Annotated in this window: 24 protein-coding genes and 1 riboswitch; of the genes, 9 read left to right on the top strand and 15 right to left on the bottom strand. The window is 39.8% G+C overall.

Going from position 1 to position 26,791, the window contains the following annotated elements; all coding sequences use genetic code 11:
- Positions 1-136 precede the first annotated feature (136 nt).
- The 4 genes from corA to QE450_RS00465 form a co-directional block, all read right to left on the bottom strand.
- Positions 137-1,102 (bottom strand): magnesium/cobalt transporter CorA, encoded by a 966-nt coding sequence (gene corA / locus QE450_RS00480; RefSeq protein ID WP_273614917.1) that lies wholly within the window; start codon positions 1,100-1,102, stop codon positions 137-139.
- 144 nt (positions 1,103-1,246) lie between these two features.
- Positions 1,247-2,248 (bottom strand): inorganic phosphate transporter, encoded by a 1,002-nt coding sequence (locus QE450_RS00475; protein ID WP_273614916.1) that lies wholly within the window; start codon positions 2,246-2,248, stop codon positions 1,247-1,249.
- A 154-nt stretch (positions 2,249-2,402) separates the two neighbouring features.
- The gene (locus QE450_RS00470; RefSeq protein ID WP_069327490.1) at positions 2,403-3,017 is read right to left on the bottom strand and encodes a DUF47 domain-containing protein; all 615 of its coding nucleotides are present in this window, start codon (positions 3,015-3,017) and stop codon (positions 2,403-2,405) included.
- Positions 3,018-3,210: 193 nt separating this feature from the next.
- Positions 3,211-4,449, bottom strand: coding sequence for a DUF3048 domain-containing protein (locus QE450_RS00465; protein WP_307295783.1), 1,239 nt, complete (start codon positions 4,447-4,449; stop codon positions 3,211-3,213).
- A 437-nt stretch (positions 4,450-4,886) separates the two neighbouring features.
- Between QE450_RS00465 and QE450_RS00460 the strand changes: the two genes are divergently transcribed.
- A complete protein-coding gene (locus QE450_RS00460; protein WP_273616231.1) occupies positions 4,887-5,414 on the top strand; it encodes a DoxX family protein in 528 nt (175 codons plus the stop codon).
- Between the two features lie 239 nt (positions 5,415-5,653).
- Here QE450_RS00460 and thiE read toward each other — a convergent pair whose 3' ends face one another.
- The 4 genes from thiE to QE450_RS00440 form a co-directional block, all read right to left on the bottom strand.
- A complete protein-coding gene (gene thiE, locus QE450_RS00455) occupies positions 5,654-6,325 on the bottom strand; it encodes a thiamine phosphate synthase (RefSeq protein WP_307295780.1) in 672 nt (223 codons plus the stop codon).
- Positions 6,309-7,130 carry a bifunctional hydroxymethylpyrimidine kinase/phosphomethylpyrimidine kinase gene (thiD, locus tag QE450_RS00450; RefSeq protein ID WP_307295778.1) on the bottom strand — a complete coding sequence of 274 codons (822 nt, stop codon included), beginning with the start codon at positions 7,128-7,130 and terminating at the stop codon, positions 6,309-6,311. Before thiD ends, thiE begins: the two co-directional genes overlap by 17 nt.
- 39 nt (positions 7,131-7,169) lie before the next feature.
- Complete coding sequence (gene thiM, locus QE450_RS00445; RefSeq protein WP_307295776.1) at positions 7,170-7,979, bottom strand: hydroxyethylthiazole kinase; 810 nt, start codon at positions 7,977-7,979, stop codon at positions 7,170-7,172.
- Between the two features lie 93 nt (positions 7,980-8,072).
- A riboswitch (TPP riboswitch) is annotated at positions 8,073-8,175 on the bottom strand.
- 322 nt (positions 8,176-8,497) lie between these two features.
- Positions 8,498-9,328: an alpha/beta hydrolase gene (locus tag QE450_RS00440; protein WP_273614912.1), complete on the bottom strand. Its 831-nt coding sequence runs from the start codon at positions 9,326-9,328 to the stop codon at positions 8,498-8,500.
- 148 nt (positions 9,329-9,476) lie between these two features.
- Between QE450_RS00440 and QE450_RS00435 the strand changes: the two genes are divergently transcribed.
- The 3 genes from QE450_RS00435 (at position 9,477) to QE450_RS00425 (ending at position 11,849) form a co-directional block, all read left to right on the top strand.
- Positions 9,477-10,145: a DUF1129 family protein gene (locus tag QE450_RS00435; RefSeq protein ID WP_273614911.1), complete on the top strand. Its 669-nt coding sequence runs from the start codon at positions 9,477-9,479 to the stop codon at positions 10,143-10,145.
- A gap of 171 nt (positions 10,146-10,316) precedes the next feature.
- The gene (locus QE450_RS00430; RefSeq protein ID WP_301261911.1) at positions 10,317-10,895 is read left to right on the top strand and encodes a TetR/AcrR family transcriptional regulator; all 579 of its coding nucleotides are present in this window, start codon (positions 10,317-10,319) and stop codon (positions 10,893-10,895) included.
- A gap of 219 nt (positions 10,896-11,114) precedes the next feature.
- On the top strand, positions 11,115-11,849 hold the full coding sequence (locus QE450_RS00425; RefSeq protein ID WP_307295770.1) for an MBL fold metallo-hydrolase: 735 nt from the start codon (positions 11,115-11,117) through the stop codon (positions 11,847-11,849).
- A gap of 38 nt (positions 11,850-11,887) precedes the next feature.
- On the opposite strand, the gene QE450_RS00420 is transcribed toward QE450_RS00425, so the two are convergent.
- From QE450_RS00420 to QE450_RS00410, 3 genes are read right to left on the bottom strand one after another with little or no spacing between them, the layout of a single operon-like run.
- On the bottom strand, positions 11,888-12,907 hold the full coding sequence (locus tag QE450_RS00420; RefSeq protein WP_307295767.1) for a FecCD family ABC transporter permease: 1,020 nt from the start codon (positions 12,905-12,907) through the stop codon (positions 11,888-11,890).
- Positions 12,904-13,857 carry a FecCD family ABC transporter permease gene (locus QE450_RS00415; RefSeq protein ID WP_307295764.1) on the bottom strand — a complete coding sequence of 318 codons (954 nt, stop codon included), beginning with the start codon at positions 13,855-13,857 and terminating at the stop codon, positions 12,904-12,906. Before QE450_RS00415 ends, QE450_RS00420 begins: the two co-directional genes overlap by 4 nt.
- A gap of 38 nt (positions 13,858-13,895) precedes the next feature.
- Positions 13,896-15,830 carry an AraC family transcriptional regulator gene (locus QE450_RS00410; protein WP_307295761.1) on the bottom strand — a complete coding sequence of 645 codons (1,935 nt, stop codon included), beginning with the start codon at positions 15,828-15,830 and terminating at the stop codon, positions 13,896-13,898.
- 266 nt (positions 15,831-16,096) lie between these two features.
- Between QE450_RS00410 and QE450_RS00405 the strand changes: the two genes are divergently transcribed.
- Together QE450_RS00405 and QE450_RS00400 are read left to right on the top strand one after the other, a co-directional pair.
- Positions 16,097-17,104, top strand: coding sequence for a hypothetical protein (locus QE450_RS00405; RefSeq protein WP_307295759.1), 1,008 nt, complete (start codon positions 16,097-16,099; stop codon positions 17,102-17,104).
- Positions 17,105-17,389: 285 nt separating this feature from the next.
- A complete protein-coding gene (locus QE450_RS00400; protein WP_307295756.1) occupies positions 17,390-18,403 on the top strand; it encodes a nuclear transport factor 2 family protein in 1,014 nt (337 codons plus the stop codon).
- Positions 18,404-18,521: 118 nt separating this feature from the next.
- On the opposite strand, the gene QE450_RS00395 is transcribed toward QE450_RS00400, so the two are convergent.
- The 3 genes from QE450_RS00395 to QE450_RS00385 all read right to left on the bottom strand — a co-directional run bounded on the left by QE450_RS00395 (position 18,522) and on the right by QE450_RS00385 (position 21,051).
- On the bottom strand, positions 18,522-18,743 hold the full coding sequence (locus tag QE450_RS00395; protein ID WP_273614903.1) for a hypothetical protein: 222 nt from the start codon (positions 18,741-18,743) through the stop codon (positions 18,522-18,524).
- Complete coding sequence (locus QE450_RS00390) at positions 18,740-19,765, bottom strand: nucleotide-binding protein (RefSeq protein ID WP_307295750.1); 1,026 nt, start codon at positions 19,763-19,765, stop codon at positions 18,740-18,742. Before QE450_RS00390 ends, QE450_RS00395 begins: the two co-directional genes overlap by 4 nt.
- 185 nt (positions 19,766-19,950) lie before the next feature.
- The gene (locus QE450_RS00385; RefSeq protein ID WP_274170951.1) at positions 19,951-21,051 is read right to left on the bottom strand and encodes a glycerol dehydrogenase; all 1,101 of its coding nucleotides are present in this window, start codon (positions 21,049-21,051) and stop codon (positions 19,951-19,953) included.
- Positions 21,052-21,434: 383 nt separating this feature from the next.
- Between QE450_RS00385 and QE450_RS00380 the strand changes: the two genes are divergently transcribed.
- From QE450_RS00380 to ppk1, 3 genes are all read left to right on the top strand, one after another.
- On the top strand, positions 21,435-22,370 hold the full coding sequence (locus QE450_RS00380) for a polysaccharide deacetylase family protein (protein ID WP_307295745.1): 936 nt from the start codon (positions 21,435-21,437) through the stop codon (positions 22,368-22,370).
- Positions 22,371-22,520: 150 nt separating this feature from the next.
- Positions 22,521-22,748, top strand: a complete 228-nt coding sequence (locus tag QE450_RS00375; protein ID WP_273614897.1) for a hypothetical protein — start codon at positions 22,521-22,523, stop codon at positions 22,746-22,748.
- Positions 22,749-22,916: 168 nt separating this feature from the next.
- Complete coding sequence (gene ppk1, locus QE450_RS00370) at positions 22,917-25,061, top strand: polyphosphate kinase 1 (protein ID WP_273614896.1); 2,145 nt, start codon at positions 22,917-22,919, stop codon at positions 25,059-25,061.
- Here ppk1 and QE450_RS00365 read toward each other — a convergent pair.
- Positions 24,994-26,550: a Ppx/GppA family phosphatase gene (locus QE450_RS00365; RefSeq protein WP_273614895.1), complete on the bottom strand. Its 1,557-nt coding sequence runs from the start codon at positions 26,548-26,550 to the stop codon at positions 24,994-24,996. The genes ppk1 and QE450_RS00365 overlap by 68 nt on opposite strands.
- Positions 26,551-26,791: the final 241 nt, after the last annotated feature.

The following is a 26,791-nucleotide window of genomic DNA, read 5'->3' as shown; positions in this document are numbered from 1 at the left end:
TTCAAGCATTAACGATGTACAGCATTACAGGATACCAGATTTTTGCTTTAGCAAAATATCTTACTTCACGCGTCTAGCAAGCATTACCTTTCATTAAAGCCTGTTTTACAATGAAATGTCCTCTGAGCAAAAACAATTATTTAAACCATCCACGCTTTGTAAAAGCAGTCATCATACCTGCTCCCAAAGCAAACATCAGCAACAATACACCGAAATAGCCATATTTCCATTTAAGCTCTGGCATATTTTCAAAATTCATACCATAAATTCCGGCTATTAACGTCAGTGGCATAAATATAGTCGTAATCACCGTTAACGTTTTCATAATCGTATTCATCCGATTGGAGTTGAGTGAGATATAACTATCCCGTAGATCAGATGTCATTTCACGATTAGATTCAATCATATCAGACAACTTGAGCAAATGATCATAAATATCACCAAAATATGAGTGATGCTGATCAACTTTCTGAATATGTTGTGAATTAATAACCCGATACATCAGATCACGCATCGGAATAATAGTACGTCTTAACTTCAGTAGACGAGAACGTAATACAAATACTTGAGCTAACAGATCATCGACCGGTTCATCTGGCCCTGTATTTTCAAGTTCATTCAACTCATCTTCAATCTCATATACACAGGGGAAATATTCATCAACAATTTTGTCTGTCACGATATAAGCCGCAGCAATAGGGCCGTTCGCCCATTTGGGACGATTGCCTTGCTGACTGTAACTAATAATCCGTTGCCATGCGGATTCAATTTCCCGTAGATCACTATGATGAAATGATACCAAAAACCGATCACTGACAAACAAATCGACTTCTTCGACCAGTAACGTCTCAGGATGCATCGCATGAAGAACAAGAAATTGTACATCTCCATAGTAATCAATCTTCGGACGTTGAAGCACATGCAGACAATCTTCTACAGCTAATGGATGAAAATGAAAAAAAGTACTTAACAACTTGGACTCTTCTTCAGTAGGTTGATTAAAATCTACCCAGTACCATAAGTAATCGCCAGACTCTATCTCTTCTAACTGTATATTCTGTACAATATCATGTTCTTGAGTAACACCGATAATGCGAATCATTGACCACGTTCACTTCCTTTGTATCAAATATAGACGGATCATCTGCGAGAACGTCCACTGCTATCCCTATTTTACTTAGAATCGCCACAAAAAACCGCCGTTCGCAAGAAACGGCGGAAGTGATCTATCATGATCCGATTTATATTAGAACAAATCGAATAATACTTTGAAAATAAGGCCAGATAATACAGCTGCAATTGGAATCGTAACGACCCATGCAATCACGATACGTCCAGCAAGTCCCCATTTTACTTCGCGGAAGCGCTTGGCAGAACCTACACCCAGAATAGCAGATGTAATCGCATGTGTTGTACTTACAGGTAAGTGAGTCAATGTTGCTGTGAAAATAACCGATGCTGCTGAGATATCCGCTGCAAATCCGTTAATAGGCTCGATTTTGAAAATTTTGGTTCCCATTGTTTTGATGATTTTCCAACCACCTACAGAGGTTCCAAGAGCCATCGCAGTTGCCGCTGAAATTTTAACCCATAACGGTACATCCAGATTATCTTGCACACCAGCTGCTACAAGAGCAAATGTAATAATACCCATCGCTTTTTGCGCATCATTTGTACCATGTGTAAATGATTGAATCGCTGCTGTCAAAATTTGCATCGTGCGGAATCCTTTGTTAACAGTATGCGGGCTACGTTTGGCAAAAATCCATTTCAGAATCGTCATCACAATATAACCAATCGCAAAGGCAATCAAAGGAGACAAAATCAATCCTTCTACAATCTTGATAAATCCGCTCCAATTCACAGAACTTGAACCTGCTCCAACAAATACAGCTCCTGCTAGTGCACCAATCAAAGCATGTGAAGAAGAAGAAGGAATTCCGAACCACCATGTTGCCAAGTTCCAGATAATTGCAGCAATCAGTGTCGCAATAACGATCTCTATACCGTTATCCAAAGTTGCTGGATCTGCTACACTACCACCTATCGTTTTGGCTACGCCTGTGAACGTGATCGCTCCCAGAAAGTTCATCACTGCCGCCATCAAAATCGCTGTACGTGGCGGTAACGCTCGAGTAGAAACCGATGTAGCAATCGCATTTGCTGTATCATGGAATCCATTAATAAAATCGAACGCTAAAGCCAAAAATACGACGATAGCCAGTATCCATATTGAGGTTTCTACCATATCATTCATCGCCCAGATGGATCTCTTGCACTCCAATCAAGAGAATCTGCGCAATCCTACCTCCTTAGTTATCTGTTACAGATTATTGCATCTCTGCATATTACATCCATCTATACTCAGCAAAATGGATCATATGCGTATCTTGTAAGCAATTTTAGGAATTGCGCATAATAATAGATTCGAGTCTATTCGCTACATCTTCGCAAGCATCAGTCGTTGTTTCCAAACGCTCATATATTTCTTTTTTCTTAATAAGTTCGATCGGGTCTTTTACTGTGGCAAACAAATCTTTAATACAGTTACGCAATACGTCATCACCCTGATTTTCCAGATCGTTCAGACGAATCGTGTGTTCACGAATAGCCAACAGTTTTTTATGAGACAACAAGTGAATAGCTTTTTGAATTTCATAAGCAGATTCACGCAAAATTTCAGCAAATTGAACAATATAGTTATCCGGCTCAGTCATATGATACATATCAAAACGAGAAGCACAAGCTTCCAGACCGTCTAATACATCATCCATCGTTGTCGTCAAATCCATAATATCATCACGCTCAATAGGTGTGATAAATGTTTTGTTCAGTTCGGTAATAATGGTGTGCGTGTAATCATCACATTGATTCTCGTAAATCTTCATTTGCTTCGTAAACTCTGGAATATCCTTCAAGTTAGGTACTTGTTCCGCAAAGTAATCTGCAGCCTGCACAATTGCATCTGCCATGTTCTCCAGCGTTTGAAAAAAGATATCCTTTTTCTTAACACGCATTTCTATAACCCCTTTTCGAAATTTTGCCGAAAAATGTCGTAAATTAGAATTATGAAAACAAAATGATTTCATAACAACCTTTGTTATCTTATCAATCTGTACATAGGTTTGTAAAGATTCTGTTTACATTTATCATACAAAAATCATACAAAAATCGACTTTACTTTCATCATTTTAGCATATTTTTCCTTATTTACCCGTTTTCGCTCAACTTTTTACCATCTATTGTTAAATGATTTTCAAACGACGGGCTATTAGGAACAATATTGTAATACGTTACGCCAGGGACAAGCGGCACTTCTTGACCACTGCTCATAAAGCGAATTACATCACCACTTTTTTTACTCCATTGACCTTTAATCTGTTGACCCTTTTGAAATAAAATAGCTTCTCCGCCAGCGTCCAGATCCAGACTTAATCTACCAATATCATCTAATACTTTGTAATCTCCACCCAGCACGATAACATTGGATGCGGTTAATGGCTTTCCACTGTTCAAATCAATATGAGGTTCATTGTTCATACTGCGAGTATAGACTCCACTTTTAGCATTGTAGTCATAACCTACTTTATAACTTTCCAACAAAAATTGAAGTTGGATCGATGTTGCTTTGACTCCTGTAGTAGCAGGTGTTGTGCTGGTTGTAGAATTTGTATTATCTGTAGGAACGGTAGCACTCTGGTTAGGAGTAGCACTGTCAGCAGGCTTATCATTATTATCGGCAGAATCGGTATAGTTATCGAGTGATTCTGTATTTGTAGTATCTGTTACTTCTGTTGTAGATTTCAAAAAAGGATATGTTGGAATAGTTACTTCTTGTTTGTAATCTTTTTTGAGCGCGCCTTCACGTAACTTCTCTTCATTGGTATACAAATTATGAGGAGCTTTGCGACTGGAATCTCGCCAGAATGGAGCACTTGCATTAGTAATCTCATCGAGATGTTCTTTGTGTCCTTGTTGCAAGATACTGTAAGCTTCAGGGCTACCACCTGCATGAACCAGTAATGCACCGATACTTTCTCCGATTCCGATCAAATACGGGCGAATACTTCGCACAGGGCCGATCGTCACATCCCCACGATAACTCTGATATACAGCAATTAGACGGGTAATTCCTCCCTCTGCTAGCACTTCATAGACCATATCGGCTTGAGCTAATCCAGATTGCGGACGGGCAGCAGGAGCATTATTGATCATCACTGCAATTGGTCTGGATAGAGAAGGCTGATCAACAGGCAATCCTGTAAGTGGCGCTGTATAGACGACTTCTGCGGGTTTTTCCGGTGTTATCAGTTCTGTCACTTTGGCTGGTTCCGGTTGTTGCTGTGGTGCAGGGGTAGCCACTTCCTCAGATCCGCAAGCGATTAAGCTCATCGTTAGCACAAGCGGTACTGACCATTTGGTGACTTTCCATAATCGGGATTGATTCATTACAATAGTATCCTCCTCGGTGTTGAACATCATTAGACAGATCAGTAGCTCATTCTGATGTGCACTAGCAGGATACACTCCTACTATAGAACACGCATATGAACTCCAAATGAATTCAATAGTTTCTTTCTTAACGTATGTATGATTCAGAAGATGTTAAACACAGCTTACTATGTATTAAAACATAAGCTTCTTCTATATAGAATACATATAGCGTAATTCACACATTCAAAAGCTCAAAAGTGTTCTCCTAACTATATATACCATATTTTAACAGTACAATAATAAAATATTAAAAATTTATATAAGATTGTGATTTTTATCACATTTAAAAATTTAGTTGTGATTTAAAATAAAGACATGGAAGAGATGATCATCACCAACTCAACAAGTTAACACAGACTTAAAAAAATAATACATTATTCAGGGGAGTGGCAATCATGAACAGATGGCTAAGAGAAAATAGTGTGGCAATGTGGTTATTAACTATCTTACGGGTATACATCGGATTCAAATGGATCACAGGTGGATGGGAAAAATTAAGCAGTGGTGGATTTGATGCTAGTGGATTTTTGACAGGTGCTATCGCTAATACAGGCGGAGAACATCCAAGTGTACAAGCAGGCTGGGGAGCATTCTTACAACACTTTGCTTTACCAAATGTCGGATTATTCAATGTTCTTGTTCCAATCGGTGAATTCCTTGTCGGACTTGGATTGATCTTAGGAGCTTGTACTACACTAGCAGCATTAATGGGAATGGTAATGAACTTTGCCTTCTTATTCTCGGGTACTGTAAGCACTAACCCTTACTTGTTACTTGCTGAAATCTTTATCGTAGTTGCTGGCGCAAACGCTGGTAAAATTGGTCTGGATCGCTGGATTGTTCCTTACCTACGTACTCGCTTTTTCAACCGTCGTAACAAACAACAAGATACCTTGCCTAATCAGCATAAAATAGCTTAACGATACAAATAAACGCATTACTTGGCTTCTACAGAATGATCGATGTTATTCGCAGTAACATACAGATCATCATAAGGATAGCGGAAAGAACCTACTGTTACGTTACACTATACAAACAGAAAATAGTGTTTACCATTCAAAGTCATTCGACACACCGTACTGTAAGCTACGGTATACCGAATGACTTTTTTTGATGGGATTAACAAACATGTATTCAGCATTACATCATATGGTGGTGATTAGTTCGCAATCAATCGACGGGTAAGCGTATTTAACTGCTGCGTCGCTTGCTCTATATCCGTCTGTCCTGCGATCGCAGAGATCACTGCTATTCCGTCTGCTCCCGCGGTAAAGATCGGCTCGGCATTACCTGCATGAATTCCTCCAATACCGACTAATGGAATCTCAATATGATGGTTCTTAAGTGCTGTAATAGTGCTTGTTCCTTGTACGGCTTGCGCATCAGCTTTAGAGATTGTAGGATAGATCGGTCCTATGCCTAAATAATCAGCGCCATCTTCAATAGCTTGTCTGGATTCAGCTACGCTATGAGCAGATACACCAATAATTTTATCATCCCCTAGACGTGCCCGAATCTGATCCGCAGGTGCATCTTCTTGTCCTACATGAATTCCATCCGCATTCAGAGCGATGGCTAACTCTACATCATCATTCACAATAAACGGAATCTGATGAGTGTGGCATATCTGTTGCAGACGTTCTGCAAGCTTATAATACGCTTGCCCTGTTAAAGCGCCAACCCCTTTTTCCCGAAATTGAAAAAGAGTGATCCCTCCTGCAATAGCAGACCTTAATACTTCTTCTGGTGGTTGATTACAATTGACGCTTCCCATCACTAGATAAAGGCGTAAATACTGGCGTATATGCTGAGTATCAGGCTTGGTGATCATAGACTCGGCTCCTTTGCTGATAAGCAAAATGATTGGTAGGCCCATGACCGGAACCGATACCCAATCCATCTTCAATCGCTGCTTGAATAAATTGCTTCGCGGTATGTACAGCTTCATAAATAGTTTTGCCTTTAGCAAGTTCTGCTGTTAATGCCGCTGAAAAAGTACATCCTGTGCCATGAGTATGAGGCGTATCAATCCGCTGACTTTCCAAATAATCAAATTGCTTTCCATCGTATAACAGATCAATTACAGTAGACGTCGATGTATCATGTCCACCTTTGATCACTACATATGTTGCTCCCATTTCTACAAACTGCTTGGCGGCTTGTTCGCGCTGCTGTAGATTGGTAATCGATAGACCTGTTAATAACTCGGCTTCTGGCAAATTAGGCGTGATAATCTCTGCCAGCGGAATCAGATCAGAGATCAGCGCCTGCAACGCTTCTTGTTGTAACAGCACAGAACCTCCTTTAGCGACCATCACCGGATCAATCACTAGATGTTGCCATTGATACTGTTTTACTTTTGCTGCGACATAACGAATAATCTCTGCACTAAATAACATCCCTGTTTTGACAGCGTGGGGTTGTAGATCCGTTCCGATCGAATCCAATTGCTGTACAACACCTTCAATCTGAACCGGATAGACACCTTGTACCCCTGTCGTATTCTGCGCTGTGATAGCAGTAATAACAGACATGCCATAGACACCGAGTTCTTGAAATGTTTTGAGATCGGCCTGAATGCCTGCGCCTCCTCCACTATCTGAACCTGCAATCGTCAATGCTTGATACACGTTCATCTTGTCTCGCTCCTTTATCATATGAATGTATGTTCAATATTAAGCTTTGGATGAAGTGATCTGGGCTCGTGCAATTACGATCTCCGGGGTAACTAGAGACAATTGATTGATAAATTGCATCTGAAAACTGCCTGTGCCTTGCCCTGCTGTCTGTTCATAGGCAATCTCTGCGGCTATACCGTAAAATGCTAAAGCTTCTGTTACGGCTTCCAGACGTTCTTGAGCTTGTGTAGGATCAGCGACTGCGATAAATGCACCGACTACGGCACTTAGTAGACAACCACCGCCTGTCACTTGCGTTAATATCTGATGACTGTTAGCAATGGTATAGGTGTTCTGTCCATCGGTTACGACGTCTTTTTCACCGGTGATCGCTACAATGCACTTTAATTTTTGAGCGGCCTGCTCTGCGATCTGGATCATATTGCCTTCGCCTGCTCCTGCATCGACACCTTTGATCTGCCATGATTCGCCGATCACATTAGCCACTTCAGCTACATTGCCACGTAACACATCTACTTGAACGTGTTCGATAATTTGCAAAGCCGATTGTGTACGATACGGGGTAGCTCCTGCTCCGACCGGATCAAATACAACAGGCACACCTGATTCATTCGCTGCACGTCCTGCACGTTGAATCGATTCGACGGTGTATGGATCAAGCGTACCGATATTAAGTACAACTGCATTTACTATAGCTGCCACATCGGCTACTTCTTCATGCGCATATGCCATAAAAGGAGAAGCTCCCAGCGCCAGCAATCCGTTCGCTGTAAAATTAGTCACGACCATATTGGTAATATTGTGAATCAGTGGATGTTGCGCCCGTACTTTGGCTAGAAAAGTCATTGATATTGCCTCCTATAACGTAATAAAGACCCATCCATCTCCAGAAGAGACAAATGGGTCAAACATTCATTCAGGTATATCACAACATGAGTGAAAATTCAGCCTCCACTTCCCTCCGCTAGTATAATCCAGATCAGGTTCCAAGGGTCCGAAATTGAATTTTCGTCTCAGCCAACAGGCTCCCCTAGTGAAATCAGTAACTATTCGATTGTTCTTTCTTACCATACCACTGGTGAATGATCTGGTAAAGGATTACACTAGAAGAAATCGCGTTTGTAACTGCCAAGCGCTTGATGTAAGATATTTTGCTATGCAAAAATCATGTTGGATTATACTAGAAGAAGTCGCGCTTATATTGCCAGGCGCTTAGCGAAAGATATTTTGCTATGCAAAAATCATGGTTGATTACACTAGAAGAAGTCGCGCTTATACTGCCAAGCGCTTAGCGAAAGATATTTTGCTATGCAAAAATCATGGTTGATTACACTAGAAGAAGTCGCGCTTATATTGCCAAGCGCTTAAATCATCCAGTGTTGCCAATCGGTCTGAGCGACTTTGCGTTCGGTGAGCCATTGGCGGGTTTTATCTAGCAATTCCCGGCGGTGGGTTCCATTGGAATACGTGTGATCTGCTTGGAAAATAATTTCTTTATCACAGCGTCCTTCTGAACGTGTCCAGAATACTTTTTGATACAAAAAGGCATAATCTACTGGAATCACATCATCCCCTGTACCATGAATCACCAGCACATCGCCACCAAATTGCTTGGCTTCTTGAAACGGTTGGAAATTGCCTAGCGAATCAAAGTATACAGGTGTAAACGAGTAACCTAAATGATCCGCTTGTCCTTCGATCACAGCTTGATCGTATTTGTCCCGACCGGTTAATTTGATAATATCGTTAAATGGATGTCCTACTGCTGACCAGAGGACTAGACTTTTGACACGATGATCGCGTACAGAAGTAAGAATAGCTACAGCACCACCCAGACTATGACCGATCAATGTGACGCGGGTGGGATCAATGTCACTGCAATTCATTGCATAATCCAGTACAGTACGAGTCTGAGCGACCATTGATTCAAGTCCTTCTTTGCCATAGTCGCCGCCACTTTCACCGCAACCTGCATAATCAAAGCGAACCACCATATAACCGTCAGCCGCCAATTCACGGGCTGTACTAACAAATAGGCGATCCACTCCAATACGGCTGCCAACAAAACCATGGCAGATCACAATTAGCGGTGTACGGCTTTTGCCTCGTCCTGCTGATTGTGGTTCCTGTTCAGGATAATGAATACTAGCTGTCAGATCCAAGTCGTGATGTCGAATGACGATATTGCGTTCCATGATGATTCCTCCTCTTAAATAAACAATTCCGATCAGTTTAATATGCTTTAATCTTGAAACCATATTATCATTAACGCTAGATCATTGTCAACGCAAGGAAAGTATGGCAAAATAGTAGCTTCGAACAACGAGAATGGAGGAATGAATAATGAGCTCAATACGCCAAATGGTTAAAAATATTAACGTCGTACGGGATCAATTAAAACCAGAAAATTTGGATTATTATGATGATGTTATTGTACATGTACGGGATGCACGAATTGATCGTGAAGCAGGCGAAGAATTGCTTTTAGAAATGGGTCATCATTTGCTAGAAGCGCAGAAAAAAGGTAAAACTGCCAAACAGTTATTCGGTAAAGAATCGATAGAGTACGGCAATATATTAATTCGTAATTTACCGGAAAAGAAACAATTGAGCAAGCCGATGTATTACTTGATGATTCCGTGGGTAGCGTTAACATGGGTATTTCTTATTCAAGCATTAATGGGATTGTTCAAAATCAGTATTAGCGATTCAGGCATTGTCGGGCAGATCAATGTAGCGACTCTTATTATTGTAGCTGTAGGTTCGATTGCTCTGGTCGAAATGCTTACAAGATTTACCGATCAGCCTGTTGAACAAAGTGATGCGACAAAGCCAGGCATGCAAATCAATGCACGCGCTATCTTAACGTATCTGGTGATTTTGGTACTGATTTTTGGTGTGGGAATCTTTTTACGTGAAGTGATGCCTGTGATTACGATTGCTCCATGGGTAAGTTTGTTGTTATTTGTGATCGGTGTAGTCGGACAGAAATTTATTTTTATGCGTAAATAAAAGATCAGCAAGCCTATGTATTATTGAATAAATCAAAATAGATAGATTGCATTTTATTTTGCCAAAGGTATACCTATCGCTTACAATAAATAAGATTGATGAATATCGTTAGCTTATACACAAATCTTATTCATATTCTACGAACAGGTATAGTTAAAGGAGGGTTATGCTTTGCCACCTCGCACCGGGCTTAGTCTTCATTCTATTTTGCAAGCAGCTACAGAAATAGCAGATGAACGTGGATGGAATGAAGTGACACTTACGATATTAGCTCAGAAGCTAGGGGTTCGTTCGCCTTCTTTGTATAATCATGTGAACGGATTACCGGGATTACGTCGTGAAATGGCATTAACAGGATTGGATCAACTCAAAGACGCATTGATGCGGGCTGCGGTAGGACGATCTGAAGATAAAGCGATACGTGAAATGTCGCGGGCTTATCTGGAATTTGCTCGGGCTCATCCAGGATTATATGAAGCTACGTTCTATACATCAGATATAGATGATGCAGAGATCAATGATAGCAAACATCAAATGTTGGAATTATTCATGCAAGTATTAACCGGATTTGATTTGAATGAAGAAGCCTTGATTCATGCGATACGTGGACTACGCAGTGTTTTGCATGGCTTTAGCTCACTAGAACGTATCGGTGGATTTGGCTTGAATGTCGATATAAATCAAAGTTTTGAATTGATTATTAATACTTTTCTGCAAGGTCTGCATACGGTAGAGTCCAATCATAAATAAGCAAATACACCACTTGTATAGAGATCGTAACGTTTAAATATGTTACTTCTGGCTGTAGAGTGGTGTATTTTTTGTGCTTTTTAGTAACAGAATCATCGTTAGATTAGTAAAGAAAACCTCTTTCTTTTACAAAATACTTATAATTTTTTAGAAATAATGAATATAGTTATTGATTTAACTAATACTATTAGTTTATAGTGTAATCAAGAGGTGATTGATATGAAAATAATTAGCAAGAACAACTTACATCAACTTATTTTTTTACCACGCATATTTCCCGTAAATTGTTATATCGTTGAAGAAGAGTCCAGTGTGACTTTAATTGATGCAGGATTGCCAAATAGTTATAAAGGTATTCAGCACGCGATTTCTCAGATCGGCAAACCGTTAGGCGCTATCGTTCTAACTCATATCCATGATGACCATGTCGGTTCATTAGATACATTACATCAGCTTTATCCTGATGTACCTGTCTATGTATCACAGCGAGATGCACGCTTAATGAGCGGTGATATGAGCTTGGATGCAGATGAACCTCAGACTAAGATCAAAGGCAGTGTTCCCAAGCGTCTACAAACTCGCCCTTCTGTTTTGCTCCATGAAGGTGATCGAATAGGTTCTCTTCAAGTCATCGCCACACCGGGTCATACGCCAGGCTCTATTTCGCTGTGGGATACTAGAGATCAATCACTTATAGCTGGTGATGCTTTGCAGACTAGAGGTGGGATTGCTGTAGCAGGTTCAGTACGTCTGACATTCCCTTTCCCTGCTCTGGCAACATGGAGCAAAGAACGATCTCTACAAAGTGCTCGCAAATTAGTAGCATTACAGCCAAGTCTACTTGCTGTAGGTCATGGTGCGATGATCACCGATCCGTATCAAGCTATGCAAGATGCTATTCAGCACGCAGAACAACGTTTGCCCTCTTCCTTATCAATCAAACAATCGCTGTAATCGTAAAAGAAACGCCAAAAAACCGCACAGATCTAACTTCATCCTGTACGGTTTTTGCTTTTGTACTCACGCCATAATAAAAATAGAAAATACGGTGCTCCAATGACCGAAGTAACCAAGCCTACAGGAAACTCCAGAGGTGGCGCCAGAACACGTCCAATCACATCTGCTAGTAACATCATGATCGCCCCTACCAGTGCTGCTACTGGCACAAAATAACGATGACCACCAGATACCAAGCGCCTTGCAATATGAGGGCTCACCAGACCTACAAAGCCTACCATACCTACAACTGCTACCGAACCGCTGGCTAATATCACTGTCAGTAGCAACAACATAGCACGCATCCACTCTATGCGTAATCCTAGCCCTTTGGAAGATTCTTCGCTTAATCCGAAAATATCAATAGATTTTGCTAATATCCAGACGATAGGTACAATAATTAAGATAATAGGTGCTAATTGTATCACCTGCTCCCAATTACGTCCCCATAACGAACCATTTAACCATAAAAGAACGGTATTCGTATTCGCAGACGATTGTGTAATCAGTAATTGTACCAGTGTGCTTCCACAAGCACTGACCGCAATTCCGACCAATGCCAGCCGAACAGGATCGACTCCATTTCGATAAGATAATAGATATACACAAAAAGCACCGAGAGCTCCACCGACAAAAGCTGTTAGCGATGTCAGCCATGTACTCTGTATATCTACAGGCAAAAGAAGTACATTACAGACTGCTCCTAAAGCAGCTCCTGCGGAAATCCCTAGTGTATCAGGAGCGGCTAAAGGATTGCGCAAAATGCTTTGTGCCACCAGACCAGACACTGCAAGCCCGCTACCTACTAAGATCGCCAATATAATGCGAGGCAATCGATAATGAAAAATAATATAGGCTAGATCAGCATCTCCATACTGTGTAAATGCTCTGCCGATATCTTGCCAGCTTATATCGACAGCACCTACTTGAATACTTATCATGATCAAAACAAAAGTAATCACAATAAGCCCGATCATGATCATAACATTCCGCTTTTTCCCGATAGAATGACTCATAATGAACTCCTGCTCTGCCGTCTAGCTAAATACACAAAATAAGGCGCACCAATTAGAGCTGTTATGATCCCTACAGGCGTCTCTGCTGGAAAATGTACAAACCGAGAACCGATATCTGCAAGCGTTAATAAAATAGCTCCAAATACTCCAGCAAAAGGAATCAACAAACGATAATCTGTTCCGATAAGATAACGTGTAATATGCGGTACGATTAATCCGACAAACCCAATCGGCCCAACAATAGAAACCGATATGCCTGCTAACAAAATAACGATCACACTACCAACCACACGTACTGTCCATATTTTCTGACCGAGTCCGCGTGCGATATCTTCACCTAGACTTATCAGAGATAACGAACGGCTAAGACCTATAGCCATGATCAAGCCAATAATGCTTACGATCGTTAATAATCTGAGTTCGTCCCATTTGACTCCTGCTGCTGATCCGGCAAGCCAGAACAATATTTTGCTAGCCGATTCTTCATTAAAGATCAATAATCCCTGTGTAAACGAAGATAATAATGCTTGAATAACCACACCGATTAATGCCATACGAACTTCAACTTTGCCTCCGCGAATCGCAACACTCATTATCAATACAATCATTACTGTTAGCAGTCCACCTGCAAAACCTGCTCCTGCTAGAATCCATCCATTGACAGCAGGTAAAACAATCGTACACAAGACGATCATAAAAGAAGCGCCTGCATTAATTCCAAATATACTAGGAGAAGCTAATGGATTACGGGTCAAAGCTTGCATAATACAGCCAGCAATACTGAGATTAGCACCAATTAGCATTACCGCTATTGCGCGCGGCATTCTTAGAATATGCAAAATAATATGTTCTTTGATTGTCGTAGAATAATGAAATACATAATCGATCACTGTCGGTAAAGAAATCCAGGACGAACCTATCATTAGCGAGAGCATCAATAGTATGATCAAGATTGCTAGACTCCCTACTGCTAAGATCAGCTTGTTGATCATTTAAAATAAGTAGTCGCTTCACTCATAATATGGTTCAATGCCGGAATACTGCGTTGTCTAGACCATTTGGCTAATTCAACTTCATGCGCTTTGCCTGTTTGCACAGCTTTTAATTGATTCCAGAGTAGATTGTCTTTTTGACCTGCTAATACAGATGGATCATCTTCGTTAATCAAAATGAGTAGTTGATCAGGATCGATCGCTAATAATTGTTCTGTAGTCATTAGTTGACTTACTTCTTCTGCATCGGTCAAAGCATAATTCAGACCTAACGCTTGAAGAAATGAAGCATGAAACGCTTGATCTGTCCGTACTTGGAACGAATTGCTTGCTTCTTCATCAGCCGCAATAATAAGCACAGACTGATTGCTGTTAATCGATTGCTTTACATTGTCCAATTGTTGTTGATGTTCTGCTAGCATTGCTGTTGTCTCATCTACTTTGCCCAAAGCTTCACCGATCGCCTGAGTAGAGTTCATAATATCAGAGTAATTTGCTGTATCATTTTTGAAAACAATTGTAGGTGCAATCGCTGATAATTCTTCATATACATTGCTATGACGACTTGTATCTGCAATAATCAGATCCGGCTCAAGGGTACGTATCACTTCCAAATTCGGCTCCGAGCGTGTACCTACAGATGTATATCCTTCAATATAAGCTAGCGTGTCTTGTGGGAACCGTTCAGGTTTATTATCATCTGCTACACCAACAGGTTTGACTTGTAGTTCTGCCACAGTCTGGGTAAATCCTTGCTCTAGTACAACGATACGCTTCGGTTGATCAGGCACTTCAGTACTGCCAAGATCATGAGTGATCGTGCGTGTAGAGCTTTGCGTCGCATTTTCTTCACTTGCACTTTGCTTACTTGAAGCGGTCTGACTTGTTGAAGAAGCAGGAGCTGAACAAGCACCTAGTAAAAGAGTAAAACTCAGAAGCAGCATCAACACTGCTGAACGTCTTATCGGATTATGCATCATTAAAGAACCTCCACTTACTATAATGTTTTGAGAATCATTATCACTATAGCGGTGTCCATCTAACCCAACAATAGAGAAATCGGACATGGTGGATGTCATATTGAGACTTTGTACGTTCTGGCGATGTTGTTGACGATAACGTATCGGAGACAAGCCCATATACTTTTTGAACATACGACTAAAATAATATCCATCTTGATAGCCCACATTAATCGCAATATCTTGTAAGGTTAGCTCTGTCTGAATCAGCAGTTCACTCGCTTTTTGCATACGAAACTGAATCAGATAATCCGATGGACTTTGACCAATATCACTATTGCGGAATAATCGGGCTAGATGACGTGGACTGCATTCTAATATAGTAGCCAGCGAATCAATCGTAAGCGGAAGTTCATAATGCTCGTGAATATAACGAATAGCTTGCGAGACAAGATCTGTAGTTGTGTGCTGGTGACCTACGGTCTGTAACTGTTCCAAAATGTCATATACGATTTGCAAAAAAGAAGTACGGACTTGCAATTGTTGTAATGGATGAACATACGTCCATGCTTGGTGCAATTGTTTGATTTTATCGTGCAACAGAATAGGATGATGTGGTTTAAGTTCATACGCAGTATCTAATACCGAATGATGCTCTAATAACGAGCGGGCAGATGAATTGAAGGTGAATAATTGTGGTCGATATAATATCAGATAGTATTCTAATAACTCGTCATATACTTCAATCTGAAAGATACTTTCTTTCCCACTATGAATCATATGAAATCGTTCTGTTGTGTATGTGTTATCATTGATCGTAATCAACGCATTCCCACGAACAGTATATAAAAATCCGTTTTCCGGTACATAATATGGTAGCGATAATTGCTTAGCTGTCAGTACATGATGCTGAACATCCATGACTTGAATAGAAGCTTGATTCCACAGCTTGATATAATGATCTAGATTCATGATTAACCCCTTTGAACAAACCTATTCTACTTGAATACCTATCTATACTTCTTTCTATTTTAATGATAATCATTATCAATTACAATCCATTTCATACTTTACATCCTTCTATGATCTCAATCGCGAGCAAAAATGACATTGTATTTACTTTCGGTTCACCTCAGATAAGCAAGGGTAGGGATATACATAAAGCTTTGGTATCGTTATTTTGTTGAATCTGATGTGGATATGTATTTATATTTTTCTATTGAGGAGAATGATTACTAATGAGATTATCCAATCCGATCACTATATCTGCTGTGACCACATTGCTTGTTTTACAGACGCTAGGATGTAGTCAACAACAGACATCTGCGCTCCCTACGGTTAATTCTTCATTTGAAAGCACGGCTGAACTTGCATCTCCCGCCAAAAAAAGTACCACTAGCCAGGCATCAACATCTTCTTCATCTACAATTACTGTTGCTCATTTCAAAAAAATGCTAACAAGCAGTTCCAAACTTCCTCAAGCAGTCTCTTACCTCAAAAAGAATATTAAAAAAGTGACTCCTTCCACTGGTACTTTACTGGTTCTAACTTTGGAAAATGCTCAAAATAAATATCTGGATGCTTGGACAGATCAATATACTGAATCGATCCAAAAGAAATTAATGAATATGTATACTTCAACTGGCGTATATGGTGATGAAAAAATAGAAGATATGATCAAACGTACTACCGATCCAGCGCTTAAAAAGTTACTGTCCAACACCAAAAATAGCGGTTATCAAATTATCAATGTCGAAGGCTATTACATGCCTATTATCGACTACGATCAGTACGATGCGTATGACGACTATGTCACCAAAGATATTAATGATTATGTAGATATTATGGCTGAAGAGTCAGATGAGCCAGCGCTGATGGATGCAGGGCTTGTGATCGGATGGGATAAGTTATTAGTACGCACACTGGATATGGAGCAATTTATGTTAAAATATCCTCATTCTAATCGCCTATCGGTTATTCAGCAAAATTATAGTTATGCTGTTTATACGGTATTCTATGGTGCAGACAACACTCCCCTATTTGATAGCACGTCCAAAACTATCGATCCTGATGCCAAAAAGCAATATCTCGATTTGTTAAGTGATACGGATACCGCAGAAGATTATCCGTCTAGTACACTTCTTAGTGACCTGCATGGATTGATGGATTTGGCAGCACAATCTAATTACAAACTGACATCCAAGCTAGAAGCATACCGAGCACAAGTCGCTCCTCTGGAATTATAGAACTTCCGCCAAAAGTGCAACATAACCTGTGATCTGACCGTCTTTGCTAGTATAGGGAGACGGTTTTTACTGTTTTGGATCAATCGTGAAAGTTGTCGATTTTGTCATTTTAGGGATATCATAGATAACTATGGGTAATAGAAAAAGGACACCATTCTACCTAATAGGTCTTTGACTTCGCAAAAATCTGTTCTAATTGAATGTGTCGCATTCTACTAGTATATGCTAAAAGTGATGTTTGCTAAGCAAACGATTCTTCACTATTTATGACAAAGGAGTTTTATGATGAAAAAAATCAGTTTAATCCTAACCAGTATTTTGTTAATGTCTGCTCTTGCAGCATGTAACAGTAATTCCAGTACGACCAATCAACCTGCAACCACGCCTACTACTGAAAATACAGGCACAGGTAATCCATCAGCTACCAATCCAGAAGCAACGACACCGACAGAAGGTAGTACTTCTACTGATCCGGCTAGCACAGAGTCAGCTTCTGCTCAAAATGCTAAAATCGTAGCAAACAAAAAAGTTGTTGCGAGTATGTACCAAGACGTACTCAATGGGCATCAGACCGATAAAATAGATATGTATCTTGCAGACGATTACAAAGAACATGATCCTATGATTGCTACAGGTAAAGAAGCGTTCAAAACATACATCGCTTCCTTTATCAAAGCGAACCCTGATTACAAAGTCAATGTCAAAGGTATGATCGGTCAAAATGATCTAGTTGCTGTCATGAATTACCCAATGGATAATCCAGATGATCCCGGTCAAGCGGCTGTAGACATTTTCCGTGTAACTGACGGTAAAATTGTAGAGCACTGGAATACGGTCCAACCGGTAACAGGTGCTTCTAGTATGATCCAAAATCTACTACCAAGTGCGTCTACAAGCGCAGATGTCGCTGCTACCGATAAAGCAGTCGTAGCTTCTAATGCTCAATTTGTAAGCAACTTCTTTAACAGCTTTTTTGTAGAGCATAATACGGATGCGGCTTCAGGCGTTGTGAGTGAATCATTGGTTCAGCATAATGTGAAAATGAAAGACGGTATTGAACCATTAGTGAACAACTATCTTGCTCAATTCCGCGCTAACCCGGACAGCACTGCTACTGTAGTTAATATGGTTGCAGAAGGGGACCTTGTATTGATCCAAAGTCAGATGAAAAAGAACGCTGACGATGCCGGTCAATCTGTAGTCCAAATCTTCCGCGTAGAAAACAATGAAATTGCTGAAATGTGGATGCTTTCTCAAAACGTCCCTGCCAAAACAGTGAATGAAAATGGTATGTTTTAAAAATATAACTGTTTCCCTATGATATTTATCTATAATAGAAATTAAAAAAGCTTCTCCTTTTATATGGAGAAGCTTTTTACTTTTAATCTATTTTTATGAAGTAAATTTAAGTTATTGCTTAGGCGAAAGAAGGCTTTTTATAATTGACATGTCCACTAATGACACGGTTATATTCTTGATTAGTTCCATCTGGCGCAGGTCCAATGTAAATGGATGAACTAGAATTGCTTGCAGAAGGCATAGATTTGGAATTGCGTAAAGATCTAGAATGAATATAACCTACATTAGAAAAAACACCTGAATTCGAAAATTTTCCTTTAGCTACATTTTTATGTCTCATTCCCATTCCCCTCCTATTAAATAATGTATAGTATCTAATAACTCTTCATTAGCATCTAAAATATCCCATAATTCTTGTTCTTTCAAACTAATCTGTCCTGTAATATGAATTGTCAAAACATATTGAGTTCCAATAGGATAACATAGCATATAAGTAGGTGCAACACGATTGCTCTTTTTCAAATAAGACCATTTTTGTTGTTTATAAGCGTCTACTACAGCAATTCGTGGTTCTTCTGCTTGCTTATGTTCATTGACATGATAAGGATAAAAAAAGCCTTGTCCTACATCTCCACCAATTTGTTTTATTCCTTCATCTTGAGCTTGCCAAAAAGCAGTTCCTGTTACATAGTATTCTAACGGAATAGAGAATGATACTTTCAATGCACTGCACATATCATCAAATTTCTCTCGCTTCTCCTCTTGCAAACTTTCTTGGTTCATAATCAATAAGAAATGAAGAATTTTCTGCTTCTGTTGTAATTGCAACTTTTGATGTTCTAGTTCTGATTGAAGATTAATATACTTTCCAGAACGTTGAATGTATTTGCTAATTTCACCACAAGCGATATCTACAGCGGCTGTCCAGTTGGAATCTGTGCGATGTTCATAATGTAATGGAGTTAATCCTTGTAGATCAGATAACAAACGATATTGTTGTACTAAATCTTCTTTGTTAACTACAGGTTCAATATATTCAGGAAGAATACAAAATACTCTTTTACGTCCTAACTTCCCCCAAAATAAGCCCATTTCAAACAATGTATTATCACGAGTTGCAAAATAAAGCTGTCCGCGATGCTGAATAATATCATCAGGTGCAAAAATAAAAACTGCAAAATCACTGATATCTAACTGTTTTTCAATAGATTCCATTGTATACTCATTAGCAGGAAAAGCACCTGCGTACCAAGGCGTCACTTGAGCATAATGACTTAACTGTGTATTCACTGCTCTTGCTATTTCAATAGATTCTTTAGAAGAACCAATAAACAAATTGGGTTTGCTAACAGACTCTAACAATTATTTTCCCCATTTCGAATAATAAATACCTTTTATACAATTATAACCCATAACACTTAATCACGCTATATCATAATCGTATTCTATAAAATAATGTACAAAAAAAGAAGCTCACCTATTAGCTCAGGCAAAGCTTCTTTTTTGTGTATGGAGATAAAAATAGAATATATTATTCAAAAGGTGAATTATTTATACGTATGAGCAATCGCATTAGCAGCTACAATCGCATTGTAGACATCATCTGGAGTTACAGGGAAAGGCATATGTCCCATTGTATCGTCTGGTGCACAAGCACTTTCAGCCACTTGGCGCCATTCAGCTTCTACAAATTCAGTCATGCCTAAATCTTCAAGTGTCAATGGAAGACCTACTGCTTTGATCAAGTTGACTACTGTTTCGAACTCTTCTTTAGGCGAGTTCTCTAACACCAATTGTGCTAACAAACCGAATGTTACTTTTTCACCATGTTGTGCACGGTGGATCGAAGGAACAGCTGTCATTCCGTTATGAATCGCATGAGCAGCAGCAAGTCCGCCAGATTCAGCACCTACACCGCTCAAATAGATTGTTGCTTCGATCGTATTTTCGACTGCTTTGGTTACTACTTTTTGTTGAACAGCTTTAGTTGCACTGACTGCATTATCAAGCAACATTTCATAGCATAATTTAGCTAATCCAAGTCCGGTAGCTGTTGGTTTCATCAATGCTAAGTTATCTCCATTAGAAGCATAACACGCACGAGCTTCAAAATAAGTCGCTAACGCATCGCCGACACCCGCAGCGAAGAAACGAACAGGTGCGCCTGCAAGAATACCCATATCGGCAAGCACCGTATCCGGGTTATTAGGTAAGAATAAATATTCATCGAAAGAACCATCTTTTTTATAAATAACAGCAAGTGCTGTACAAGGTGCATCGGTAGACGCAATTGTTGGGAAAATAACTACAGGAAGCTGCTCATAGTAAGCAGTCGCTTTCGCTGTATCTAGTGTTTTACCGCCACCAATTCCGACAATAACGTTAGCGCCAGATTGTTTGACCAATTCGCGGTGACGCATTACTTCTTCTTTGGTACATTCATATTCAAATTTCTCAAAATGTGCTTTATGATTAGCTGCTGTAAATGTAGGTTCAGCTTCTGTTTGTGCACGTTCTAATATAAATTCATCACAAATAACATAAGCATGATCACCATAACCACGCGTATAATCATTTAATTTAGATAATAAATGCTGACCTGTAATAAATTTTCTAGGTGAAGTTACGGATCTGACGAAATCTGCCATAATGAACACATCCTTTTGGATAATTACAGTCTACTACTTTATATTCCTGACCGACAGAGAGACCTTACTTTCTTCGCTTGCAAGACGAGGCGACTACAATCTAGCGCCGTGTGATACTTATCACTACAGACAACTATACTCCTTCATGCATCCAAACCATGTGAGTTTTGTCACTGACAATCTTTTCTAAATGCGCTATGGTGAAGCGTTTGCAGAAGAAATATTAGTTCATTTGGAGAAATAACATAGAACCACAGCACCATAAAATTTTACTTTGCTGAATCCGATATTATATAAGTAAAGATATTTTGCTTTGTAAAATCACTTTTTATTACAGTTTGTCGCGCTTTTACTGCCAAGCGCTTAGAAAGGAGAAAGTAGTTATGCGGGCTCGACATTTATTTGTACTCATGCTCTATATTTCAATCGCATTTGTGATCACGTTCTACATACTTAGCTTAAAGTATCCGCATGCCTCAGCTTTTTCGTATAAGACTTGTAAAGCTTCCTATGATACCAAAAATGATTTGTTTGCTAATTTGCTCAATGCTGGTGAAGATAATGTGGCTTCAGCTTCAGAGTCGATCAAAACTGCTCCTAAAGGCAAAGCTGCACGTATTCCTGTATTGATGTACCATTATGTCGTACCTGAGAAATACAATGTAGAAAAGAAAAATAATGCTCGGATGAGCTTAGAATCTTTTAGCAAAGGTATGAAATATCTACACGATAATGGCTACAAAACAGCCACTTTGTCCGAGCTAGAGCAATATGTGAATGGAGAAATTCAATTACCTGAAAAGACGGTTGTCATTACATTTGACGATGGATACCAGAATAATGTGGTCTACGCGTATCCAGTATTGAAGAAATATGGATTCCACGCTTCGATCTTTATAGTAGGAACTAAGCTCAAAAGCAAAACACAAAAATTTCTACCTAAAGAAAAAACAACGATTTCGCGTAAAGAAATGAAAGCGACCAAAGATGTATTTGAATACAATAGCCATACGTACAACCTTCACTACAAAAACACGATTCAATGTGGAGATACTGCGGCGGTCGGTCTAGAAAATGATCGTCTCAAAAACGATATTGAATTAATGAAAACCAAAACAAAGATCGATACGCCTTACTTTGCTTATCCTTATGGAGAGTATCAAGATCAGATGATCTATACGTTACGAGAAAATGGATATCGTATGGCGTTCACGGTTAGACCTGGCTTTGTTCATCCGGGTGATGATTTGATGCATTTACCACGACTAAATGTCAATTCGCATACCGAACTAAAACATATTCTTCATCTAAAAGATTAACCACAAATACCTGACATCTACGATGCGTTTGACGCCAATCATGTAGAGATCAGGTATTTTTTTCATACCCATTATATTATCAAAACGAATGTATAAGGGTAATATATATTGAAAGTAAGCTATGTAATTATTCAAAGGAGCCTACACTTGATGACATTAGCAGAATGTTTGAGTCATTTACATCATGATTTATTACTTGTGAATATGCACAAGCCCGGTTATCTTACCCGTTCTGTTGCTGAATTGCAAAAAACGATCCCTCCAGACCAGTTGCATGAGGACGGTTATGAACTGCGTACTCATGGCTTTAACTTTGGACGTACTCAGAAAAAAGCGATTGGCAAAGTAGGCGGTCCTAATTTGTGGAACGAATGGTAATTCGCTTTTACACAGCGTTAACAATTGAACGTTATAATGACTCTATACGAGTTGTTTTGACACCTTATGACAAAAGTATTTGCATACCCCACATTTGGTATTCCGCATACTGCACGTTACACTAGATTAGAGAATATGATTGGATAACAATGATTAAGCGGAGGCATTATGGAAAACAAACATGTAAACCATCCTACTCATTCAAGCTATATTAACCGTGATCTAAGCTGGATCGAATTCAATAGTCGAGTACTGGAAGAAGCGCAAGATTCAGAAGCTCCACTGTTAGAACGTATCAAATTTTTGGGGATTGTATCCCGTAATTTAGACGAATTTATGAGTGTACGTGTTGCTGGGATTCGCAATCAAATCAAAGAAGGCTATCTCAAAAAAGATTTTACCGGCTATACTCCGTCTGGTCTATTCAAGCGTCTGACCAAAAAAGTAGAAAAAATGGTTCATACTCAATATCGTACATACCGCGAACTTATGCGTCTACTTGGCAAGCAGGGCATTACGGTCAATCGTTATACCGATCTTAGTGCCACTCAGCGCAAAGCGGCAGATACGTATTATGAAGATGTAATTTTCCCTGTACTTACACCGATGGCTGTCGATCAGAGTCGCCCATTCCCGCTTGTTCATGGACTGAATGTGTATTTGTCTGTCGTGCTTGAACATGGAGGTAGAGAACCGATTACTGAAGATGAGCATGATGCCTTTTATTTTGCAATTGTTCAGATTCCATCCAATCTTCCTAGATTGGTAGCACTACCTCACCGTCAAAATAGTAAAAAACAACAATACATTATGATCGACGAATTAATTTGTCATCATATTCATACATTATTCGGCGGATATCAGCCTGTAGGCGTGAATGCTTTCCGTCTGACACGTAATACAGATCTGGATATCAATGAAGAAGAAGCAGAAGACTTGTTAGAAGAAATCGAGAATAAATTACGTAAACGTCGTCGTGGTGCTCCTGTACGTCTTGAAGTGGAGAAAGATTTTCATCCATTTGCTCTTCGAATGTTACAAGAAGAATTCGACGTATCTGAAGCAGTATACGAAATCGATGGCCCGCTTGATCTTGGATTTTTGTTGCCATTTTCAGATTCGGTGCAAAATCATGAATCGTTACGTTATCCGCCAGAAATTCCGCGTTATGCACCAGAATTTCCAGAAGGTAGCGACACCGACTTTTTCAGCGTCTTAAAAGAACGTGATGTATTGCTGTATCATCCATACGAATCATTTGATGTGATTAGTGATTTTATAGAACAAGCTGCTGAAGATGATGATGTGATGGCGATCAAAATGACATTGTATCGGGTCAGTGGTCGCTCTTCGATTATTCAGGCACTTGCCAAAGCTGCTGAATCTGGCAAACAGGTTACAGTAGTGGTAGAACTGAAAGCAAGATTTGATGAAGAACGTAATATCGCCTGGGCACGTACGCTGGAAAAAGCAGGTTGTCATGTAGTCTATGGTCTGGTTGGACTCAAAACACATGCCAAATTAATTCTAGTGGTACGCCGTGAAGCAGATGGGCTCAAACGTTATATCCATATCGGTACAGGTAATTACAATGCTTCTACAGCAAAATCATATACAGATATCGGTCTGTTAACGATGAATCCTCATATTGGTGAAGATGCTTCTGAAGTGTTCAACCATATTACAGGATATACAGAAAGTCATGAATGGCAAGCTGTCGCTGTCGCACCGGATACGATGATGAACAAATTTATCGAATTGATCCAGCGTGAAGCCGAACATGCACGTAACGGCAGACCTGCACGCATCATTGCCAAAATGAACTCATTATCTAACCAGCAGATTATTGATGAACTATATATCGCTTCTCAAGCAGGAGTGAATATTGATCTCATTATACGTGGAGTGTGCTGTCTACGTCCGGGTGTAGTTGGTCTGAGTGAGCGAATTACAGTTCGCAGTATCGTCGATCGCTATCTAGAACACTCTCGTATTTACTCTTTTGAAAATGGAGGCGATCTTGAGATCTGGTTATCCAGTGCAGATTGGATGACTCGTAATCTCACTCGTCGTGTTGAACTGATGTGTCCATTATTCGATAAAAGCACAAAAGCCACTATGCAGCGCATTCTGGATCTTATCCTTGCGGATAATATCAAAGCCAGATTGCTACTACCTAGTGGCAGTTATGAGCGATTTGATAACGGAAAACCTCCGTTACGCAGTCAATTCAAAGCGTGGGAAATTAACTCTTGGAAACCATATGTACCACCAGTCTCACTCTCACGTCCCACTCCTTCTCCAAATCTCTAACGGCTTCTGTAATTTCATGTGTTTCCATAGAGGCTTCGGTATGACAGTGAACTGTCAGCTCGAAGTCTCTTCCTTTGCGTACAGCGACCAAGCGATCCACAGGTTGTGTCTCACTTACATCCATCGCAGCAGCTAATTGCAATACAGCGCCTAAGCGGCGAATACGCTCTTCGTCTTTGGGATGAAGAATATCGGCATACTCTGTCGAGATGCGTCTTTTTTTGATTTTGCCTTTGCTACCAAAAATAGCGATAAAAGCAACTAGAACTGTTTCCCGGTGATTAAGTCCGGCTACTGCACGGGTTGTCAGCAAATAGCGGGTATGTTCTTCAAAGTCATGATAACCAATTTTCATACCTACCCGATATAATAACGAAGCGGTACGTAATATTTTGCGATTAGAAACGTCTTCCTGACCTTCTCCAAGCGCTTCATATAGTTCAGAAGATAACTGTTGTACCCAGCGTAAATGGCGTTGACGTGGCAAAGGCTCTCCATGTAGCGCTGCACCAATCTCATACTCTAATACATCTTCGACAATCACATTATCTTTACCGCGTTCCCATTCAAAAAACAATCCATCCCGTAACCCTGTTCCACTAATCACATAATGCGAACAATGCATATAACGGAATAATGTATTTAAAATAATAACGCCCGGTACAATAATATCACTGCGTGTTTTGGATAGACCGGCAATACGCTTACGTTGATCATTACTCATCGCAGGAAGCTGTTGATAGTAATAATCCGTATCTTCTGCTTCTAATGTATAATGGTGAATCTGTTCCAGCGAATATTTTAATTTGCGTTGATGCATTTTACCTACAGCACGAATCGTTCCTCCCAGACCGACCATAGGAAGATCAGGATATTGACTGATCCAATCATGCTTTTCTGCGGCATCCAGTACCAGTTGTTGCAGTTCATTAACAGACGATTCGTCCCAGCGTCCTGTCGTCTCGTTCCCAAACCGTACATTCATATTGACAGCTCCGAAAGGGAAAGACACTGTAGAGACGCGAGCCCGATCGCGGAACAAAGTGACTTCTGTACTTCCGCCACCAATATCAATAATATATCCATCTTCGATATCGATTCGGTTCACTACCCCGATAAAGCCATAATGCCCTTCCATTTCACCGGGTAATAACTCGATGGTAATTCCAGTTTCACGATTCAAATATTCAATTACTTCTTTGCCATTGCTAGCGTTGCGTATAGCCGCTGTAGCGACAGCTCGAATCTCTTCTACTTCATAAGCAGCACTGACATCAGCAAACTGCTTTAAAACAGGCACGATGACACTGACTGCTTCCAGTGGCATATCTCCTTGAGGAGTAACAATAGCACTGAGTCTAGCAGATTCCCGACATTCTTTAAGAACCTGATATCCACCACCATTGCCTGTTTCATAAATAACCAGTCGAATCGAGTTCGATCCTATATCCATAATGCCTACACGGCGACGTTCTTCCTGTTCTTTCATGGTAGCTCCTCCTGACCTGTACAAGCTTCTATTTACAAAATATGAATCATATCTTGATTACAGTTAAAGTCAGTCTATCTTATTTGCATCATTGTCACAATCGTTTTTCGATTAAACCTGTGTACATATTTACTTACGTAGTTATTCAAATTTTGTATGGATAGTATATTTTTTATAGAATATCTTTCTAACCGATAAAATCTAATCCCTATAAATATCCGCAACATATAGTTTGATGTAT

This window comes from Paenibacillus sp. SORGH_AS_0306 (assembly GCF_030819345.1).
Lineage (GTDB): Bacteria > Bacillota > Bacilli > Paenibacillales > Paenibacillaceae > Saccharibacillus > Saccharibacillus kyungheensis.
The sequence above is the reverse complement of the archived record's forward strand: the minus strand, read 5'-3'. Positions and strand labels throughout refer to the sequence as shown.

What these genes read in the sequence shown, in the direction of transcription:
- corA (WP_273614917.1), bottom strand. Translation starts at nt 1,102, where the DNA reads ATGATTCGCATTATCGGTGTTACTCAAGAACATGATATTGTACAGAAT.
- QE450_RS00475 (WP_273614916.1), bottom strand. Translation starts at nt 2,248, where the DNA reads ATGGTAGAAACCTCAATATGGATACTGGCTATCGTCGTATTTTTGGCT.
- QE450_RS00470 (WP_069327490.1), bottom strand. Translation starts at nt 3,017, where the DNA reads ATGCGTGTTAAGAAAAAGGATATCTTTTTTCAAACGCTGGAGAACATG.
- QE450_RS00465 (WP_307295783.1), bottom strand. Translation starts at nt 4,449, where the DNA reads ATGAATCAATCCCGATTATGGAAAGTCACCAAATGGTCAGTACCGCTT.
- thiE (WP_307295780.1), bottom strand. Translation starts at nt 6,325, where the DNA reads ATGATCACCAAGCCTGATACTCAGCATATACGCCAGTATTTACGCCTT.
- thiD (WP_307295778.1), bottom strand. Translation starts at nt 7,130, where the DNA reads ATGAACGTGTATCAAGCATTGACGATTGCAGGTTCAGATAGTGGAGGA.
- thiM (WP_307295776.1), bottom strand. Translation starts at nt 7,979, where the DNA reads ATGACTTTTCTAGCCAAAGTACGGGCGCAACATCCACTGATTCACAAT.
- QE450_RS00440 (WP_273614912.1), bottom strand. Translation starts at nt 9,328, where the DNA reads ATGGAACGCAATATCGTCATTCGACATCACGACTTGGATCTGACAGCT.
- QE450_RS00435 (WP_273614911.1), top strand. Translation starts at nt 9,477, where the DNA reads ATGAGCTCAATACGCCAAATGGTTAAAAATATTAACGTCGTACGGGAT.
- QE450_RS00425 (WP_307295770.1), top strand. Translation starts at nt 11,115, where the DNA reads ATGAAAATAATTAGCAAGAACAACTTACATCAACTTATTTTTTTACCA.
- QE450_RS00420 (WP_307295767.1), bottom strand. Translation starts at nt 12,907, where the DNA reads ATGAGTCATTCTATCGGGAAAAAGCGGAATGTTATGATCATGATCGGG.
- QE450_RS00410 (WP_307295761.1), bottom strand. Translation starts at nt 15,830, where the DNA reads ATGAATCTAGATCATTATATCAAGCTGTGGAATCAAGCTTCTATTCAA.
- QE450_RS00405 (WP_307295759.1), top strand. Translation starts at nt 16,097, where the DNA reads ATGAGATTATCCAATCCGATCACTATATCTGCTGTGACCACATTGCTT.
- QE450_RS00400 (WP_307295756.1), top strand. Translation starts at nt 17,390, where the DNA reads ATGAAAAAAATCAGTTTAATCCTAACCAGTATTTTGTTAATGTCTGCT.
- QE450_RS00395 (WP_273614903.1), bottom strand. Translation starts at nt 18,743, where the DNA reads ATGAGACATAAAAATGTAGCTAAAGGAAAATTTTCGAATTCAGGTGTT.
- QE450_RS00385 (WP_274170951.1), bottom strand. Translation starts at nt 21,051, where the DNA reads ATGGCAGATTTCGTCAGATCCGTAACTTCACCTAGAAAATTTATTACA.
- QE450_RS00380 (WP_307295745.1), top strand. Translation starts at nt 21,435, where the DNA reads ATGCGGGCTCGACATTTATTTGTACTCATGCTCTATATTTCAATCGCA.
- QE450_RS00375 (WP_273614897.1), top strand. Translation starts at nt 22,521, where the DNA reads ATGACATTAGCAGAATGTTTGAGTCATTTACATCATGATTTATTACTT.
- ppk1 (WP_273614896.1), top strand. Translation starts at nt 22,917, where the DNA reads ATGGAAAACAAACATGTAAACCATCCTACTCATTCAAGCTATATTAAC.
- QE450_RS00365 (WP_273614895.1), bottom strand. Translation starts at nt 26,550, where the DNA reads ATGAAAGAACAGGAAGAACGTCGCCGTGTAGGCATTATGGATATAGGA.